This window comes from Promicromonospora iranensis, from assembly GCF_028994805.1.
Taxonomy (GTDB): Bacteria; Actinomycetota; Actinomycetes; order Actinomycetales; family Cellulomonadaceae; genus Promicromonospora; species Promicromonospora iranensis.
Window position 1 is genome coordinate 52163 of sequence record NZ_JAJQQP010000015.1, and the last position, 18325, is coordinate 70487.

Consider the following 18325-nt stretch of genomic DNA (forward strand, 5'->3'; position numbering starts at 1 on the left):
CCCCGGGAGGACTGGCATGGACGAGCTGGAGCTGGTACGGCTGCACGAGGACGGTGAACGACTCGTCCTTGCTGCGCGCGACGGCGCCCAGAGCACCCTGCCCATCACCGATGCCCTGCGTGCCGCGATCCGCGGCGACCGTCCGCGCATGGAGTCGATCCGAGCCCAGGAGGCGTCGGCGCTGCGTCCGCGCGAGATCCAGGCGCGCCTGCGTGCCGGCGAGACCTGCGAACAGCTCGCCGAGGCCTCCGGACTGCCGATCGAGCACGTGCGGCGCTTCGAGTACCCGGTGATCTCCGAGCGCGAGCACGCGATCGCGCGGGTGCGCGCCAAGGCGGTCCTGACCGACGACGACCACGGCACCACGCTCGGCGAGCTCGCGGAAGAGCGGCTCCGCTCGCGCGGCGTACAGCCCGACGAGGCCCGCTGGTCCGCCACGCGTGAGGGCAACCACCCGTGGCTGGTGCAGGTCGAGTTCGAGGCTGCCGAGCGGCCCCGCGTGGCGCGCTGGACCTTGGAGCCGCGCGGCGGCTTCGTGACGGCGCTCGACGACGAGGCACGCTGGCTCGGCCTCCCGGACGACGACGGCGGTCCGGCCATCGCCGGGGTGTCGGCCCTGCCGCCGCACCGGAGCAACCAGCCCTCGTCGGCCCGGTCGGCGCCGCCCGAGCAGGACGACACCGACCTGCTGCTCGACAACCTGTCGGAGCGGCGGGGGCACCGACCTGCCCGTCGGCAGAGCCCCGACAACGACCTGCCGGACATGATGGAGCTCGACCTGGACGGCTCGGACGGCTCGGACGGTCCCGACGGTTCACCGGCCGAGGAGCCCGAGCAGGCCCCTGAGCCCACGGCCTCCGTCGTCGACATCGGCGCACGGCGGGGCGGGTCCCGCCCGCGGATGCCCTCCGTCACGGTGCCGGACTCCCCCGCCGACCTCGAGTGGGACGGGCCGAGCCAGTGGGAGATCACGGCCCCGCCGGCCGGCTCGGAGCAGCAGCCCGACCCCGGCTCGGCCGCCGAGGCCTCGCCCGCCGACCACCCCGCGCCCCAGCCCGAGCCGGAGAAGGTGCCGGAGAAGCCGCCTGCCGAGCCCGCGCCGCCCAAACGCCCGGCCGCGAAGCGCGGCCGCAAGTCGCGCGCGCAGGTGCCGAGCTGGGACGAGATCGTGTTCGGCTCGCGTCCCGAGGTCTAGCTCAGGCCCAGAGCGACTCGTCCGCCGAGCGCCGGCGGGCGGTCAGCGCCGTCATGCGGCGCATGTGGTGGCGGCGGCACAGCACCTCGTAGGCGACGTCGGCCGCCTCGAACGGGCCGACGTCGCCGATCACCACCTGCTCACCCTCGGTGACCATGACACCGTCGACGGTGCGCGCGTTGTGCGTGGCACGCGCACCGCACCAGCACAGCGACTGCACCTGGAGCACGTCGATCCGGTCGGCGAGCTCGATCAGCCGGGCCGAGCCGGGGAACAGCCGGGTGCGGAAGTCGGTGGTGATGCCGAACGCGAAGATGTCGATCTCCATCTCGTCGACGAGCCGGGCGAGCTGCTCCACCTGCTCGGGCGAGTAGAACTGCGCCTCGTCGCACACGAGGTAGTCGACCGCCTCGCCGCCCGCACGCCGGGCGCTGATCTCCGCCCAGAAGTCGGTGTCGTCGGTGACCTCGTGGGCGGCCACCTCCAGGCCCAGCCGGCTGGAGACCCTGGCCTCCCCCGCCCGGTCCCCACGGCTGAAGATCAGCCCCTCGCGCCCGCGAGCGCGATAGTTGTGGTCGGTCTGGAGGGCGAGGGTGGACTTCCCGGAGTCCATGGTCCCGGAGAAGAAGACGAGCTCTGCCACGGAAGGCTCCTCAGTCTCTACGTGTGTCGCACGAGTCTGCGGTCTCGCTGCGGGCGCGTGCCTCGTTCCTCGGCCCACACCCTTCGCTGCACCTCCGGCTCATGCGACGGCGGTCAGCAGGGGGACGAGCATCTCGTGCGGGGTCAGGGACCCGTGCACGCCCGGCAGGCCGCGCGCGGCCGCCGAGTGCACCCGCGAGTCGACGACGGTGGCCGCGCCGGTCATCGCGACCACCACGTCGCCGACCGCCGGGAGCACGTGCTCGGCGACGGGCCCGAACCAGCCGCCCACGACCGCGTCGTCCCGGAGCACGACGACGGCGTGCTCGCCGAGCCGCTCGGCCCATCGCCGCGCGACGTCGGCCGGGTCGGTGTCCTCGTCCGTGTAGATGTGCAGGGCACGGGGCTCTCCCCCGACCATCGCGACACCGGGCTTGAGGGCCGGGTCGGAGGCGACGTCCCACTGGGTGGCCAGGTCGGCGCGGATCTGGCCGTGGTCGGCGGTGATCACCACGAGGGTGCCGCGCGGGACGCTCCGCAGCAGCCGGCGCAGCTCCTGGTCGGTGGACTCCAGCGCGTCGCCCCACTGCCACGAGTCCCAGCCGTAGCCGTGCCCCGTCTTGTCGACGTCGCCCTGGTACAGGTAGACGAGCCGCTGCGCCTCGCCCGGCTGCCGCAGCGCCGTCACCGTGGCGTCGACCCGCTGCTCGAACGTCTCGGCCGCGACGTAGGCGGGGCCGCGCAGCGCGGCCTGCGTCATGCCGGACCCGGCGAACTTGCCCGGGCCGGGCGCCGTGACCCGCGTGCCCGCGGCGGCCAGCGTCTCGAAGACGGTGGGCTCACGTTGCAGGTCGGCGGGGTCGCCGAGCTCACGCCACTGCACCAGCGACGCCAGCCGACCGTTCGCCGGGTTGCGCTGGGTGTAGCCGAGCATCCCCGTGCGGCCGGGGGCGGTGCCCGTGCCGAAGATGCTCAGGCCCGCCGCCGTCGTGGACGGGAAGCTCGAGGTGAGCGTGGCGGCCTGCTCGTCCCGCTCGCGCAGGAGACCTCGCAGGAACGGGGCGTGGCCGCCGCGCTCGGCCAGGTTGCGGATGCCGAGCCCGTCGACCAGGACGACGACCACGCGGTCGGCGTCGGGCAGGCCGAGGGCCGTGCGGCAGCCGGCGGCGGTGAGGCCGGTCGCGGTGGTCAGGTCGTGGCCCAGCGCGCCGGCGGCGGCGGGCATCACCGCCGCGAGGCTGGTGGTGTCGTAGGACGGCGCGACCAGGCCGTCGGGCAGGTGCGGTGCGGTCACTTCGGCGCGGACGTCGCCCGGGACAGGGCGCGCGCGAAGTCGACGGCTGCGCGGACCGCGGCGTCGCCCTCGGCCTCGCTGGAGACCCGTACCACCACGTCGTCGGGCGTGACCTGGCCCGTCAGGCCGTGGTCGGCGGTGCAGTTCGGGTCGACGCACGTGGCCGGCTCCAGGTCGACACGGGACACGGCGCCCCAGCCGATCGCCAGGGTGACCTCACGCGTCGCCGCCCGCTTCGGGTACCGTTCCGGGTCCGCGATCACGTGCGTGAGCGCCACCGAGCGGATCTCCCGGACCGGTACGACCTCCGTGGTGGCCGACGCCGACCCGGGCCGCGCCGGGTCCTCCCCCGCGTGGTCGTCCACGTGCGCGGTGACCAGGCGGGTAGGCGTCAGCACCAGGACGGTGAGGTGCCTGCGCACCTCCGAGTCGAAGGTGGTCTCGGCCTGCACCAGGTGGGCCACCACCGCCTCGTCGGCCAGCGCCACGTCGAGCACGTCCGCGACGAGCTCCGGGTAGTAGCCGGCCCGGTGCAGATGGGCGGTCAGGTCGTCACGGGCATCGGTAGGGGCATGGGGCACGGTGGGCATCATCCCATCCGGGCCGCGGTCAGGTCCACACGCGCTACGTCACCCTGCGCCACGTCCCCCCGCGCCACGCCGGTCGTTAGCCTTGGTCCCGTGGACCAGCCAGGAGGGGCCGACCGACGGGTGGGCACGGTGCGCCTGCCGTACTCGACGGAGTACCCGGTCGAGTGGGAGGCCGACGTGGTGCTGCGCGACGGCTCCACGACGCACGTCCGTCCCATCCGCCCCGAGGACTCGGACGCGCTCCAGCGCTTCCAGATGGCCCAGTCGGAGCGCTCGACGTACCTCCGGTTCTTCGCCGCGCTGCAGCGCATCCCCGAGCGCATGCTCACCCAGCTCGTCACGGTGGACCACGTGCGCAGGGCGGCGCTGGTCGCGGTCCGGCCCGGTACGGGCGGCGAGGACATCGTCGGCGTCGCGCGCTACGACGTCGTCGACGACCAGCCCGGGCGCCGCACCGCCGAGGTCGCGTTCAACATCGCCGACGCGCTCCAGGGCCAGGGCCTCGGGTCCGTGCTGCTGGAGCACATCGCGGCCGCGGCGCGCGAGCGGGGCGTGCACCGGTTCGTCGCGGAGGTGCTGCCCCAGAACCGGGCGATGCTCGGCGTGTTCCGGGAGGCCGGCTACGCCGTCGAGCAGCACCTGGACGACGGCGTCGTCACCGTCTCGGTCGATCTCGACCCGACCGACCGGTCCCGTGAGGTCATGGCCGACCGTGAGCACCGCACCGAGGCCCGCTCCATGCAGGGGCTGCTGTCGGCCCGGCGGGTGCTCCTGGTCGGCCCCGCGCAGGGCGGCACCGTCGACGAGCTGCTCGCCGACCGTGTCCGCGAGGCCCACGCCGCCGACCCGGGCGACACCGAGCTGCTGGTGCTCGGCGACGACGTGACCTGGGCGGACCTCGGCGGTGGAGGGCCGGGCGGGGCACAGGGCGGGGCGCCAGGTGGGGAAGGAACCGTGGACCTCGCGGTCGTCGCCGCGCCGCCGGACGAGGTGATCGAGACCGTCCGGCGTCTGCGCGGCACGGGCGCGCGGGGCGTCGTCGTGCTGTCGGCGGGGTGGGCGGAGGCAGGGCCGGACGGCGTCGCACGCCGCCGCGAGCTGCTCCGCACCGCGCACACCGAGGGCATGCGGGTGGTCGGCCCGGCCAGCTACGGCCTGCTCACGAACGTGCCGGGCGCGAACCTGCGCGCGAGCCTCGCGCTCACGGCTCCCCGGCCCGGCCGCGTCGGCCTGTTCAGCCAGAGCTCGCCGGTGGCCGTCACCGCCGCCGAGACCGTCAAGCGCCGCGGGCTCGGGCTGTCGACGCTGGTCTCGGCGGGGCACCGGGCGGACGTCTCGGGCAACGACGTCATGCAGTACTGGCAGGACGACCCGCACACGGACGTCGTCTGCCTGTACCTCGAGACGCTCGGCAACCCGCGCAAGTTCTCGCGGATCGCCCGGCGCCTGGCGCAGGTCAAGCCCGTGGTGGTGGTCGTGGCGGGCCGGCACGGGAGCGTCGTGCCGCCCGGGCACACGGTCCGGGCCACGCGGGCCCCGCGGCGGATGCTCGACGAGGTGCTGCGGCAGTCCGGCGTGATCCGCGCCGAGAACACGCACCAGCTCATGGACGTCGCGCAGGTCCTGGCGCACCAGCCGCTCCCGACCGGCGGCCGGGTGGGGATCCTCGCGAGCTCGCCGTCGCTGGCGGCGCTCGTGGCCGACGCGGTGGCCGCGGCGGGCCTGACCGTCGTCGGGCCACCGGAGCCGCTGTCCGCCGGGGCGCCCGACGACGAGATCGCCGCCGCCGTCGACGCGCTCTACGCGCCGGGTGCGTGCGACGCCGTCGTCGTCGTGTCGGTGCCCGTGGTGCTGCCGCGCACCGACGCGATCGCCCGTGCCGTGGCCGCGGCTGCCGCCCGGACCGGCCGCACCACCGTCGTCAGCGCGCTGGGCCTGCACGGCATGCCCGACGAGCTGGCGTCCGGCGACGTGCGCATCCCCGCGTTCTCGACCCCCGAGGACGCCGTCTGGGCGCTCGGCGAGGTGGTGCGCTACGCGCAGTGGCGCACCCAGGACCACGGCACGCCGGTCCGCCCGACGCTGCGGGAGGGGCTGTCCGACGGCGCTGCACGGGCCGAGGCGCGCACGCTCGTGGAGTCCCTGCTGGTCCAGGAGCCCGACGGCGCCGTCCTCGACCCTGCGGCGGCCGCCGACCTGCTGGCCTGCTACGGCCTGACCCTGTGGAGCTCCCGGACCGTGCGCACCGCGGACGAGGCGGTGGCCGCCGCCGAGGAGCTGGGCTGGCCGGTGGCGCTCAAGATCGCGGCACCCGCCCTGCGGCACCGGGCCGACCTGGGCGGCGTGCGCCTCGACATCGCCGACGCCGAGGACCTGCGCGAGGACGCCGAGCGGATGCTCGCGGCCGCGGCGTCCCTGCTGCCGGCGCCCGACCCGGTGCTGGAGGTGCAGGCGATGGCGCCCACCGGCGTGGCGTGCGTGGTGCGGTCGGTCGAGGACGAGCTGTTCGGTCCCGTGGTCTCGTTCGGGCTGGCGGGCGACGCCGTCGACCTGCTCGACGACGTCACGCACGGCGTGCCGCCCCTGACCGACGTCGACGTGGCCCGCATGGTGCGCGGCGTCCGGGCGGCCCCGCGGCTCTTCGGCTACCAGGGCGCGCCCGCCGCCGACGTCGCGGCGCTGGAGGACGTGCTGGCACGGGTGTCGGTCATGGCCGAGGACCTGCCGGAGCTGGCCTCGCTGGAGCTGTATCCCGTGGCGGTCGCGGAGCGCGGGGCGGCGGTGCTGCACGCGACGGTCCGGCTGCGGCCGGCGGAGCGCCGGACGGACGCGCCGCGGCGGGCGTTGCCGGGTTAGTGGCCGGGTCAGGTGGCCGGGTCAGGTGGCCGCGTCCGGCTACCTGATCAGGACCATGCCCACGAGCAGCATGACCGCGAAGCCGACGAGCACCACGCGCTGCCGGCGGTTCGGGCCCGAGGCGGTCAGGATCGCGGCGACGGCCGGCCCCGCGGCGAGGAGGAGCCACGCGCCGAGGGCCGGGGCCACGTTCGCCGACACCGCGGCCACCGCGACCACCACCAGGCCGTGGACCACGCCGAGCCCCACCCGCATCGACACGACGACGTGCAGCACGGCGGCGAACACCGCCAGGCCGGCCCACATGGTGATGCCCTCCTCGAGGCAGCCCCACTCCTGCTGCGCGCACTCCCAGGACTGCATCCACCAGGTCACGAGCGCGCCCAGCACCATGACGGGCACCACGCTGAGCCCGACGACGCCGTAGGCGAGCCCGATGCGTACCAGCCATGCCGGCAGGGTGGTTGACCTGCTGAGCAATGGCATTTCGGGCATACCCGAATAGTGCCAGGTGGGCCGCGAAAGGTCACATGACTCGGCCCGTGACCTCGCGCGTTGTTCGAGTGCCCGGTCGTGCGCGGCGCCAGCGAGGTGCCACCGGAGTGTCGGCGGCGCGGGGTACGGTTTGCCTGTCCGAAACCACCCCAGATTCCAGGAGCCCCACGAACCATGGCGCGCAAGCCGTCGCAGCCGCTCGACGAGAGCGAGATCCACGAGAAGGTCGTGGACATCGACGTCGCCTCGGAGATGGAGGCCTCGTTCCTCGAGTACGCCTACTCCGTCATCTACTCACGGGCTCTTCCGGACGCGCGCGACGGCCTCAAGCCCGTCCAGCGCCGCATCCTCTACATGATGTCGGACATGGGGCTGCGTCCCGACCGCGCCCACGTGAAGTCGTCGCGCGTCGTCGGCGAGGTGATGGGAAAGCTCCACCCGCACGGTGACGCCCCCATCTACGACGCCCTCGTGCGGCTCGCGCAGAGCTTCTCGCTGCGGCTGCCGCTCGTGGACGGGCACGGCAACTTCGGTTCGCTCGACGACGGCCCCGCGGCGCCCCGGTACACGGAGGCGCGCCTGGCGGCGTCGTCGATGGCGATGACCACGGGTCTGGACGAGAACGTCGTCGACTTCGTGCCGAACTACGACAACAAGCTCACCCAGCCCGAGGTGCTGCCCGCGGCCCTCCCGAACCTGCTGGTCAACGGCGCGTCCGGCATCGCGGTCGGCATGGCCACGAACATGGCTCCGCACAACCTCGTCGAGGTCGTCTCCGCGGCGCAGCACCTGATCAAGAACCCCGAGGCCACGCTCGAGGACCTGCAGCGGTTCGTGCCCGGACCCGACCTGCCCACGGGCGGCAAGATCGTGGGCCTGGAGGGCGTGCGCGACGCGTACCGCACCGGTCGCGGCAGCTTCCGCACGCGGGCCACGGCGCGGATCGAGAACGTCACGCCGCGCCGCAAGGGCATCGTCGTCACCGAGCTCCCCTACCTCGTGGGCCCGGAGAAGGTGATCGAGAAGATCGCCGACGGCGTCAAGGCCAAGCGCATCCAGGGCGTCACGAACGTGCAGGACCTCACCGACCGCACGCACGGGATGCGCCTGGTGATCGAGGTCAAGACCGGCTTCGACCCCGACGCCGTGCTGGAGCAGCTGTACCGGGTGACGCCGCTCGAGGACTCGTTCGGCATCAACAACGTTGCCCTCGTCAACGGCCAGCCGCGCACCCTCGGCCTCGTCGAGATGCTGCGGGTCTGGGTGGACCACCGCATCTCGGTCGTCCGCCGCCGGTCGCAGCACCGCCTGGACAAGCGCCTCGAGCGCCTGCACCTGGTCGACGGGCTGCTCGTCGCGATCGTCGACATCGACGAGGTCATCCAGATCATCCGGTCGTCCGACGACGCCGGCATCGCCCGCGACCGCCTGCGCGAGATCTTCGACCTCTCCGAGCCGCAGGCGTCCTACATCCTGGACCTCCAGCTGCGGCGCCTCACCAAGTTCTCCCGCATCGAGCTGGAGAAGGAGGCCGAGGAGCTGCGCCGCGAGATCGCCGAGCTGGAGCAGATCCTCGGCGACGAGAAGCTGTTGCGCCGCATCGTCAGCACCGAGATGGGGGAGGTGGCCAAGACGTACGGCACGCCGCGCCGCACCGTGCTGCTCGACTCCGCGGGCGGGTCCGTCGGCTCGGTGGCGGTCGCCCCGGCGAACGGGCGCAAGAAGACCGTCGAGCCCATCGACCTGCAGATCAAGGACCTCCCGACCCGCGTGGTGCTATCCGCGACGGGCCTGCTGGCCCGCCTGCCGGACGACGTCCCGGTGTCGCGCGAGGGCAACCGCGCGGCGCACGACGCCCTGCGGGGCGACGCCGCCGCGACCACCCGGGGCCAGGTCGGCCTCGTGACGTCGGCCGGCCGCATGCTGCGCATCTCCGTGCTGGACCTGCCCTCGCTGCCGCCGACCGACGGCGCGCCGTCGCTGTCGGGCGGCATCCCGGTGAGCGAGCTCGTGGAGCTGCAGCCCGGCGAGACCGTGCGGACGGTGACCGGCCTGGGCCCGGACGCGCCGACCATCGCCGTCGGCACGGAGCAGGGCATCGTCAAGCGCATCGCGCCGTCGGACGCCCCTGCCAAGGGTGACGAATGGCCGGTGATCGGGCTCAAGGAGGGCGACACGGTGGTCGGTGCCGCCGTGGTGTCCGACGACGACGAGCTGGTCTTCGTCGCCGACGACTCGTCGCTGCTGCACTTCCCGGCCTCCACCGTACGGCCGCAGGGCCGCGCGGCGGGCGGCATGACGGGCATCAAGCTCGGCCCGGACCGGAAGGTGGTGTTCTTCGGAGCGGTTCCGTCCGGGGTCGACGCCACGGTGGTGACCATCGCCGGGACGGGAGACGCACTGCCGGGGATCGAGCCCGGCGCCGGCAAGGTGACGCCGTTCTCGGTGTACCCGGGCAAGGGCCGCGCGACGGGTGGTGTGCGGTCGCAGCGGCTGCTCAAGGGCGAGGACGGGCTCATCCTGGCCTGGGTGGGTGCCGCTCCCCCGCGTGCGCTCGGCGCCGGCGGCCAGCCGGTCGAGCTGCCCGAGGTGGACGAGCGGCGTGACGGTTCCGGAACCCCGATCGCGGTGCCGGTCGCGATGATCGGCTGACCCGGCGGAACCAGTTCTGCCGAGGCTGTCGATTCTGGCGTCGCTCGCCCGTCCAAGGCGTGTCAACATTCCAGAGACGAGGAGCGCGACATGACTGACAGCTGGGTTTTCCTGATCCGCGAGACCGACTGGGACTCGGACGCCTACCTCCCGGAGAACCTGCAGGACCAGAACCAGCAGGACTTCTCCGAGGACATGGCGACCCACCAGCGCTTCAGCGAGGCGGTGGCCGCGATGGGCGTCAGGATCACCGAGAGCAACGCCCTGCAGAACGCCAAGTACGGCGGGTGGGTGGTGCCGGGCAGGGACGGCGCCGAACCTGTCTACACCGACGCACCGTTCACGGACACCAACGAAGTGATCACCGGCTACTACATCGTCGAGTGCGACGAGGCCACGGCACGCAAGATCGCTGCGCTCGTGCCCAGCGGCAACGTGGTCGAGTGGCGCAAGGTCATGACTTTCGGTTCCTGAGTGCCGATCGACCCCGCGGCGTTCCGCACCGCCTGGCCCCAGGTGGTGCGGTCGCTCGCCGTGACCACGCGCAGCCTGGACAGCGGTGAGGAGTACGCCGCCGAGGCGTTCGCGCGCGCCGCGGCCCAGCCCGACGGCGCTATCGACGACCTGGTCGGCTGGTGCGTCCAGGTCGGGCGCCGCACGTGGCTCGACGCTGTACGCCACCAGGCGGTGTTCGCGCGGCTCCAGCCCCAGATCGCTCGCTCGGAGGTGGCTGCCGTGGACGTGCCGACCGAGCCGGGCGCGCCCGGCGGCGCGCTCGACGACCGGCTCGCGCTGCTCTTCGTCGCGTGCGACGACGCCCTCGCCCCTGGCGCGCAGCTGGTCCTCGCCATGCGGGTGGTCTGCGGTCTCACGATCCGGCAGATCGCGGCCCACCTCGGCATCGCGGAGGCGACCGCTGCCGCGCGGCTCACCCGGGCCAAGACGGCGCTGGCGCGGGCCCGCGGCGAGTTCGCGGTGCCCGACGGCGCCGCACGCGACGCGCGGCTGCCCGTCGTGCTCGCGTGCGTCGCGGGCCTGTTCACCGTGGGGCAACGGGACGTGCTCGAGCCCGTCGACGCCACGCAGGACCCTGCCCGTGACGCGCTGACGCTCGCCGAGGCGCTCGTCGCGGAGTACCCGGACGATCCCGAGGTGCTCGGCCTGCGCGCCGTGTGCCGCCTCGGCCTGGCGCGCCGCCCCGGCCGCGTGCGCGACGGCGTCGCGCTCACCCTCGACGAGGTGGACCGGTCGGCGTGGGACCAGCGGCTGCTGTCGGCCGGCCTGGACGACGCCACGGCAGCGATCACCGGCGGTGCGAGTACCGCCGGAGCACACACCGGGAATCCCGGCCGCTTCACCCTGGAGGCTGCCATCTCCGGGGTGCACGCCGCGGCGCGTGATGCCGCGGACACCGACTGGAACCGCCTGGCCCAGCTCTACGACGCGCTGCTGCACGTCTGGCCGTCCCCGGCGACCCGCGTCGCGCGCCTCGTCGTGCTCGGCCGGCTCGCTCTGCGAGCGAATTCTGGTGACGGTGGGGGTGACGGTGTGGGTGACGCCAGGAACCCGGGACCGATCGAGCGCGAGCTCGAGGAGCTGGTCGCCGACGGGCCGCCGTACGCCGCCCGGGACGCCAGCCTCGCCCTGGCCGACCTCGCCCGGCAGACCGGCCGGACCGACGAGGCGGCAGCCCGCTACCGTGAGCTGCTGGACGTGATTCCGGCCGGCCCGCTGCGCGAGTTCTGCCGCAGGCACGCCGGGTAGGTGTCTGGCGTCGGTCCCTGACTGCAGGACGAGTTCGGTCCGTTGCACGACCGGCACGCTGAGATCGGTCCTTTGCTCTGAGATCGGTCAGTTGACTGACCGATCTCAGAGCAACTGACCGAAGTCGCTGAGTTCGGTCCGTTGCACGGAACCTGCGCGGGGCGCTCGACCAGACCCCTGCCCGCATTTCCCTCGGGCACTGTATTTCCCTCGGGCACTGTCAGTGTCCGGTGGTTGACTCCCTCCCATGAACGACGACTCGACCTACGAGTTCTCCAGCGATCCCGACCGCATCGACGCCACACGCGTGCACGAGCTGGTGTCCCGGCACACCTACTGGGCCAAGGACCGCCCGCGCGAGGTGATGGACGCCGCGATCGCGGGTTCCCGGCCCTATGGCGTCTTCCGCCGCGACACGGGTGAGCAGGTAGCGTTCGCGCGGGTCGTGACGGACGGCGCGACGTTCGCCTGGCTCGCCGACGTCATCGTCGATCCTGCGATGCGCGGCCAGGGCATCGGCAAGCTTCTGGTCGGCGGCGTCGTCGAGGACATCGAGCCGCTCGGGCTGCGCCGTACGCTCCTCGCCACCGCCGACGCGCACGGCCTCTACGAGCAGTTCGGCTGGGCGCCGGTCGATGATGGGTACACGTGGATGGAACGCCGAGGTCCGGGAGCCCGCCCCAAGGAGGCAGTCGCATGAGCATGTCCGTCGAGATCGGTGACCTGACCCGCGTGGAGGTCGACGCGGTGGTCAACGCCGCGAACTCCATGCTCCTCGGTGGCGGCGGGGTCGACGGCGCCATCCATGCCGCAGCCGGCCCGCGCCTGCTCGAAGCGTGCCGGCGCCTGCGGAACACCACCCACCGGGACGGCCTCGAGGTCGGCGACGCCGTCGCCACACCGGCGTTCGACCTGCCGGCCTCCTGGGTGATCCACACCGTCGGGCCGAACCTGCACCGTGGACAGGACGATCCCGCCCGGCTGGCATCGTGCTTCGCCCGGTCGCTCGACGTCGCCGCCGAGCTGGACGTGCGGTCGATCGCCTTCCCGGCCGTGAGCGCGGGTGCCTACGGCTGGCCGATCACGGATGTCGCCCGTATCGCCGTCATGACCTCTCGTGGCTGGCTCGCCGAGCATCCGGAGGCCAGCCCGCAGGACGTGCGGTTCGTGGTTCTCGACGAGCGGGCGCGCGACGTGTTCGACGCGGCGCTGGGCATGGCCTGACGGTCGAACGCGCTCGCCGGCCGCTCACCCGCCCACGGCCAGCGCTCAGAGCTCCTTGCCGTACCAGTGCTCCGCGTACTGAGCGCGCGTGTAGGGCTCGATCTCGGAGTAGCCGAGGCGCTGGTAGAGCGCTCGCGCTGCGACGAAGTCGGACCGGGTCTCCAGGACCATGCGGGTCGCCCCGAGGCGCCGGGCCTGCTCCTCGGCCGCCTGGACGAGGACGGCCGCGCCGCCGGTGCCCCGGAACTCCGGGCGCAGGAAGACGCGCTTCAGCTCGGCCCGTCCGTCGTCGAGCAGGCGGACGCCGGCCATGCCCGCCGCCGCACCGTCGCGCCGGGCGATGACCAACGCGCCGCGGGGCGGCACGAGCTCGGTGCCCGGGTCGGCGGCGATCTCCCGTTCCAGCTCCTCCGGGTCGGTGCGGCGGTTCTCCGTCAGGAGGTACCAGCTGTCGCTCATGTGCGTGTAGCACTCGCGCCAGAGGGCGCCGGCGTCGGGCGAGTCGAACCGTTCGGGTGCGACGGTCCAGGTGTCGTTCACGGTGGTCACCGTCGCTGTTCTACGCGGCGCCGTCAGCGACGTCCAGCGCATTGCGCCGTCCGGGCCACGGGCGTCGGCCGACCGGGCGTCCGTCAGGTCGGTCGCGCCCGGGGCGAGACGAGCCCGGACTGGTAGGCGAGCACGACGAGCTGGGCGCGGTCGCGGGCGTGCAGCTTGGTCATCGCGCGGCTCACGTGAGTCTTCGCCGTGGTCGGGCTGAGCACCATGCGCTCGGCGATCTCGTCGTTGCTGAGCCCGTGCGCGACCAGCGCCACCACCTCGCGCTCCCGGTGGGTGAGGAGGTCGAGGTCGGGCGAGGAGAGCAGGTCCGGCGGCCGCGCCACGAACTCGCTGATCAGCTGCCGGGTGACCGACGGCGACAGCAGGGCGTCCCCCCGCTTGACCACCCGCAGCGCCTGCAGGAGGCTCGCCGGGTCGGTGTCCTTGAGCAGGAACCCCGCGGCGCCCGCGCGCAGGGCGCGGAACACGTGCTCGTCCAGGCCGTAGTTGGTCAGCATCACCACCCGCACGTCGCACAGCCGGTCGTCCTGGACGATGCGGCGCGTCGCCTCGATGCCGTCCAGCACCGGCATCTGCACGTCCATCAGCACGATGTCGGGCCGGTGCTCGACAGCTGCCGCGACCCCCTCGTCACCGTCTCCCGCCTCGGCCAGGACGCTGAGGCCGGCCTCGCTGTCCAGCAGCGCGCGGATCCCCGAGCGGATCAGGTGCTGGTCGTCCACGATGACCACCGAGATCACGGGCGGTCCCCACCCGACGGCCCGGCGTGCGCCCCGTCCGACGGCACCGTCGGCAGCTCGGCCACCACCGAGAACCCCTTCGTCGGCCCAGGGCCCGCGTTCAGGAGTCCGCCCAGGGCGGCGACCCGCTCCCGCATGCCGATCAGCCCGTGGCCCGGCACCGGCGCGGTCCGGGGCGCGAAACCGTCGTCGTCGACCTGCACGGTCAGCCGGCCGACGCCGTAGGTGAGCCGGACCGTCGCCGTCGCCTCGCCGGCATGCCTGCTGACGTTGGTCAGCGACTCCTGGACCACGCGGTAGGCCGCCTGGTCGACGTCGGCGGGGAGCGGCCGGACCGCCCCCTCGACGCCGACCGTGATCGGCAGACCGGACGATCGCGCGCGGTCGACCAGCGCGGGCAGCCGGTCGAGGCCCGCGCCGCCACCATCGTCGTCGCGCCGCAGGGTGTCCAGGGTCGACCGGAGCTCCCGCGCCGCGTCGGTGCTGGCCTCCTGGATGGCGAGCAGCGCGGCGGCGGGCTCCTCCCCGCGCTTGCGGGCAAGGTGCGCCGCCACGCCCACCTGCACGTTGATCACCGAGATGCTGTGCGTCAGCGAGTCGTGCAGCTCGCGCGCGATGTACAGGCGCTCCTCGACGGCCCGCCGGCGGGCGGCCTCCTCACGGGTGCGCTCCGCGTCGTCCGCCCGCTGCTCGACGGCGCGCACGTGCGCCTGCCACAGCACGAACGTGACTGTCGCGACGGCCGCGGTCGCGAACCAGCCCGCTGCGTAGAACCGGCGCCAGCCCTGATCAGTCCGCATGGTCGCCGAGCCTATGGCGGGACGGCCGTCGTACGCATCCCCCGGTGGGAGTACTCCGGCGCTACTCCCTGGGAAGCAGCCCGGACGCCGCCCTGCGCCCGGTCGCGTAGCCGCAGGAGTCGCCCGCGGGACGACGAAAAACCCGCGTGTCCGGCGAAGGATCGGGCACTACCGAACCGACCACCACCTGGCCGACCACCGCCTGGCCGACCACCGCCTGGCCGACCACCACCGAACGACTACCGAGGAGTGACCGGTGACCCATCAGCCCCTGAGGAATGCGCCGAACGAGTCGCGCGAGCCCGGCCTGTCCGCCCTGGACGGCGACGTCCTGCTGCCCGGCGACGACGAGTACGCCGCCGCGGCGTCCACCTTCTTCGCGAGCGGGAAGCCCGCGCTCGTGGTCCGGCCGCGCGGCGCGGCAGGCGTCGCGGCCGCCGTCCGGCACGCGCGACGGGAGAGCCTCGCCCTCGCCGTCCGGTCCGGGGGCCACGGCCTCCTGGGCTCCGCCACGAACGACGACGGTCTGGTCCTGGACCTGGCTCACCTGGACTCGGTCGAGCTCGCCGGCCCCGATGTCTCCGCCGACCCCACGTCCACCAGCCCCACGAGCACCGGCAGCACGGGAAACCGCCTCGTCCGCATCGGCGCCGGCGCCACCTGGGGCAAGGTCATGCGCACCCTCGACCCGCACGGCCTCGGCCTCACCGCCGGCGACACGGCGGGGGTCGGGGTCGGCGGGCTGACGCTCGGCGGCGGGATCGGCTGGCTGGTCCGCAGGCACGGCCTCGCGATCGACCACCTCGTGGCGGCCCATGTGGTCACCGCCGACGGCCGCCTGCTGAAGGCCTCGGCGGACCACCACGCCGACCTGTTCTGGGCGATCCGCGGCGGCGGCGGCAACTTCGGCGTGGTCGTCGGCTTCGACTTCGTCGCCGGACCGGTGCCGCTGGTGCACTTCGGCACCCTCACCTACCGGCCTGACGACCCAGCGCGCCTCGTCACGGCCTGGCGCGACCACATGCGCACCGCTCCCGAGTCCCTGACCAGCACCCTCGCGCTGGTCCCGCCGATGTTCGGCGGCTCGGCGAAGGCCACCGTGACGCTCTGCTACACGGACGACGCCGCCGGCCCGCTACGCGCGATCGGCCCGCTGCGGGCCATCGGCGAGGTGCTGGACGACGACGTCCGCGTGGTCCGGTACGCCGACGTCCTCGCGGACGCGCACCGGCCGCCGGGCGGGCGCCTGCTGTCCCGCAACACGCTCGTGCCCACCCTGGACGACGCCGTCATCGACGCCGCCGTGGCCGCCTATCGGAGCGGCAGCTCGACGGTGCTGCGGAGCCTCGGCGGCGCGTTCGGGCGGGTGCCCGCCGACGCCACCGCGTTCGCGCACCGCGACGCCGAGGCGATGATCATCTGCGCCGCCTTCCTCCCCGGGGACGCCACGGCGGCCGGCGCCGATGCGGACGACGACACCGTGCCACCCGGGTGGGCCGACGTCGCCCGGCACGGGACCGGCGTCTACCTCAACTTCCAGAGCTCGGACACGCCCGCCGACGTCGCGACCGCCTACCCGCCACGGACCCACGCCCGCCTCGCGGCGATCAAGCGCAGGTACGACCCCACGAACGTCTTCGGCCGCGGCCACAACATCGCGCCGGCGGAAGGGGCGGACCAGTGACCTACGCGTTCGAGGCCGAGGGCCTGGTGAAGCGCTACGGGCGCACGACGGCGCTCGCCGGGATCGACCTGCGCGCGCGCCGCGGGACGGTGCTGGGCGTGCTGGGGCCGAACGGCGCCGGCAAGACGACGGCGATCCAGATCCTGGCGACCCTGCTCACGCCAGATGCGGGCCGTGCCACGGTGGGCGGGCTCGACGTCGTGCGTGACGCCGCGCGGGTGCGCCGCCTGATCGGGCTCACCGGCCAGTACGCCACCGTCGACGAGGACCTCACCGGCGCCGAGAACCTGGTGCTCCTCGGCCGCCTGCTGGACCTGCCGCGCGCCGCCGCCCGGGCCCGCGCCACCGAGCTCCTGACCCAGGTCGGCCTGACCGACGCCGGCGGCCTGCGCGTCTCCGCCTACTCCGGGGGCATGCGGCGCCGACTCGACCTCGCCGCCGGCCTCATCGGCAGGCCCGAGATCGTGTTCCTCGACGAGCCGACCACCGGCCTCGACCCCGGCAAGCGGGAGGACCTGTGGTCCACGATCCGCTCCCTGGCGGACGAGGGCGCCACCGTGCTGCTCACCACCCAGTACCTCGAGGAGGCCGACGCCCTGGCCGACAAGATCACCGTGATCGACCACGGCAGGGTCATCGCGCACGACACCCCGGCCGGCCTCAAGCAGCTGGTGGGCGGCCGGACCGTCGTCGTGCGCCCGACCGACCCGGACCGGCTCGGTGCCGCCGCACGGGTCGTCGAGCGCGTCACCGGGCGGCCGGTCGAGCACCGGCACGGCGGCGCCCTGACCACACCGGTCGACACCGCGCGGGCCTTCACCGACATCGTGGGCGCCCTGGGCTCGGCCGGGATCGACGTCGCCGAGCTCGCGCTCCGGCTCCCCAGCCTCGACGAGGCGTTCCGCGGCCTGACCGGTGTGCCCGGCCCGGCCAGCCTGACCGCCGCGGCACGCACCACCACGCGCACCACCACGCGCACCGCCACGACGAGGGAGTCCGCATGACCGAGACCATCACCCGCCCGGCCGGCGTCCGCCTTCCCGGCAGCCCGCGAGAGCCGCGGCCGTGGCCACTGCTCCGGCACGGCTGGGCGCTCGCCGGGCGCAGCCTCACCAAGACCCGGCGCAACCCCGGCATGCTCCTGGAGGCGCTGATCATGCCGGTCATCTTCCTGCTGATGTTCGTCTACCTCTTCGGTGGCGCCGTCAGCGGCTCGTCCCGGGAGTACCTCCAGTACGTCTTCCCGGGCGTGCTGGTGCTCACCACGATCTTGACCGGGCAGGTGTCGACCGGGGTCAGCATCGTCGTCGACATGAAGAAGGGCGTCTTCGACAGGTTCCGCAGCATGCCGATCGCCCGCTCCGCGCCGCTCCTGGGCTCGGTGCTGGCCGATACCGTCCGCTACCCGCTCGCGGTCGCGATGCTGTTCGGGCTCGCCCACCTGCTCGGCTTCCGGGTCGAGACGGACCTGGCGTCCGCGCTGGCCGCGGTCGCGCTCACGATCGGGTTCGGCTTCGCGCTCAGCTGGCTCACGGTGCTGGTGGCCGTGCTGCTCCGGGACGAGAACATGGTCAGCTGGGTCGCGTTCCTCGTGCCGTTCCCCCTCGTCTTCGGCACCAGCATGGCGGCGCCCGCCGAGACGATGCCCGACTGGCTGCAGGCCTGGGCCGAGGTCAACCCGGTGAGCCACGCGATCGACGCGAGCCGCGGGCTGCTGCTCGGCGGCCCCGTCACCGAGCCGGTGACGATGACCCTGCTGTGGGGCGGTGCCGCCCTCGTGGTCCTCGCCCCGCTGGCCGCATGGGCCTACCGGCGCCGCATGTGAACC

At 73.8% G+C, this 18325-nt stretch carries 17 protein-coding genes; 10 read left to right on the top strand and 7 right to left on the bottom strand.

Going from position 1 to position 18325, the window contains the following annotated elements; all coding sequences use genetic code 11:
• Window positions 1-16: 16 nt before the first annotated feature.
• The gene (gene sepH / locus LUM46_RS22665; RefSeq protein WP_274997290.1) at window positions 17-1195 is read left to right on the top strand and encodes a septation protein SepH; all 1179 of its coding nucleotides are present in this window, start codon (window positions 17-19) and stop codon (window positions 1193-1195) included.
• A gap of 1 nt (window position 1196) precedes the next feature.
• Here sepH and LUM46_RS22670 read toward each other — a convergent pair whose 3' ends face one another.
• From LUM46_RS22670 to LUM46_RS22680, 3 genes are all read right to left on the bottom strand, one after another.
• On the bottom strand, window positions 1197-1838 hold the full coding sequence (locus LUM46_RS22670) for a thymidine kinase (protein WP_274997291.1): 642 nt from the start codon (window positions 1836-1838) through the stop codon (window positions 1197-1199).
• 99 nt (window positions 1839-1937) lie between these two features.
• Window positions 1938-3131, bottom strand: coding sequence for an alkaline phosphatase family protein (locus LUM46_RS22675; protein WP_274997292.1), 1194 nt, complete (start codon window positions 3129-3131; stop codon window positions 1938-1940).
• The gene (locus tag LUM46_RS22680) at window positions 3128-3712 is read right to left on the bottom strand and encodes a DUF5998 family protein (protein ID WP_274997293.1); all 585 of its coding nucleotides are present in this window, start codon (window positions 3710-3712) and stop codon (window positions 3128-3130) included. The genes LUM46_RS22675 and LUM46_RS22680 overlap by 4 nt, the downstream gene beginning before the upstream one ends.
• A gap of 99 nt (window positions 3713-3811) precedes the next feature.
• Here LUM46_RS22680 and LUM46_RS22685 point away from each other — a divergent pair, with 99 nt between their 5' ends.
• On the top strand, window positions 3812-6577 hold the full coding sequence (locus LUM46_RS22685; RefSeq protein ID WP_374726981.1) for a GNAT family N-acetyltransferase: 2766 nt from the start codon (window positions 3812-3814) through the stop codon (window positions 6575-6577).
• Between the two features lie 39 nt (window positions 6578-6616).
• Here LUM46_RS22685 and LUM46_RS22690 read toward each other — a convergent pair whose 3' ends face one another.
• Window positions 6617-7072, bottom strand: a complete 456-nt coding sequence (locus LUM46_RS22690) for a hypothetical protein (protein WP_274997295.1) — start codon at window positions 7070-7072, stop codon at window positions 6617-6619.
• A 174-nt stretch (window positions 7073-7246) separates the two neighbouring features.
• Here LUM46_RS22690 and LUM46_RS22695 point away from each other — a divergent pair, with 174 nt between their 5' ends.
• The 5 genes from LUM46_RS22695 (at window position 7247) to LUM46_RS22715 (ending at window position 12712) form a co-directional block, all read left to right on the top strand.
• On the top strand, window positions 7247-9724 hold the full coding sequence (locus LUM46_RS22695; RefSeq protein ID WP_274997297.1) for a DNA gyrase/topoisomerase IV subunit A: 2478 nt from the start codon (window positions 7247-7249) through the stop codon (window positions 9722-9724).
• A gap of 90 nt (window positions 9725-9814) precedes the next feature.
• Window positions 9815-10198: a YciI family protein gene (locus LUM46_RS22700; RefSeq protein WP_274997298.1), complete on the top strand. Its 384-nt coding sequence runs from the start codon at window positions 9815-9817 to the stop codon at window positions 10196-10198.
• Entirely contained in the window at window positions 10199-11488 is a 1290-nt protein-coding gene (locus LUM46_RS22705) for a DUF6596 domain-containing protein (RefSeq protein ID WP_274997299.1), read from the top strand.
• Window positions 11489-11735: 247 nt separating this feature from the next.
• On the top strand, window positions 11736-12188 hold the full coding sequence (locus LUM46_RS22710; protein ID WP_274997300.1) for a GNAT family N-acetyltransferase: 453 nt from the start codon (window positions 11736-11738) through the stop codon (window positions 12186-12188).
• Window positions 12185-12712: an O-acetyl-ADP-ribose deacetylase gene (locus LUM46_RS22715; RefSeq protein WP_274997301.1), complete on the top strand. Its 528-nt coding sequence runs from the start codon at window positions 12185-12187 to the stop codon at window positions 12710-12712. Before LUM46_RS22710 ends, LUM46_RS22715 begins: the two co-directional genes overlap by 4 nt.
• A 45-nt stretch (window positions 12713-12757) precedes the next feature.
• Here LUM46_RS22715 and LUM46_RS22720 read toward each other — a convergent pair whose 3' ends face one another.
• From LUM46_RS22720 to LUM46_RS22730, 3 genes are all read right to left on the bottom strand, one after another.
• Window positions 12758-13261 (bottom strand): GNAT family N-acetyltransferase, encoded by a 504-nt coding sequence (locus LUM46_RS22720; RefSeq protein ID WP_274997302.1) that lies wholly within the window; start codon window positions 13259-13261, stop codon window positions 12758-12760.
• An 83-nt stretch (window positions 13262-13344) separates the two neighbouring features.
• The gene (locus tag LUM46_RS22725) at window positions 13345-14013 is read right to left on the bottom strand and encodes a response regulator (protein WP_274997304.1); all 669 of its coding nucleotides are present in this window, start codon (window positions 14011-14013) and stop codon (window positions 13345-13347) included.
• Complete coding sequence (locus LUM46_RS22730; RefSeq protein ID WP_274997306.1) at window positions 14010-14813, bottom strand: sensor histidine kinase; 804 nt, start codon at window positions 14811-14813, stop codon at window positions 14010-14012. Before LUM46_RS22730 ends, LUM46_RS22725 begins: the two co-directional genes overlap by 4 nt.
• Before the next feature lie 256 nt (window positions 14814-15069).
• On the opposite strand from LUM46_RS22730, the gene LUM46_RS22735 reads away from it, so the two are divergent.
• The 3 genes from LUM46_RS22735 to LUM46_RS22745 are packed head-to-tail and all read left to right on the top strand — an operon-like array spanning window position 15070 to window position 18322.
• A complete protein-coding gene (locus LUM46_RS22735) occupies window positions 15070-16497 on the top strand; it encodes an FAD-binding oxidoreductase (RefSeq protein ID WP_274997308.1) in 1428 nt (475 codons plus the stop codon).
• Window positions 16494-17501, top strand: a complete 1008-nt coding sequence (locus LUM46_RS22740; protein WP_274997309.1) for an ATP-binding cassette domain-containing protein — start codon at window positions 16494-16496, stop codon at window positions 17499-17501. The genes LUM46_RS22735 and LUM46_RS22740 overlap by 4 nt, the downstream gene beginning before the upstream one ends.
• The gene (locus tag LUM46_RS22745) at window positions 17498-18322 is read left to right on the top strand and encodes an ABC transporter permease (RefSeq protein WP_274997310.1); all 825 of its coding nucleotides are present in this window, start codon (window positions 17498-17500) and stop codon (window positions 18320-18322) included. The genes LUM46_RS22740 and LUM46_RS22745 overlap by 4 nt, the downstream gene beginning before the upstream one ends.
• The last annotated feature ends 3 nt before the right edge of the window (window positions 18323-18325 follow it).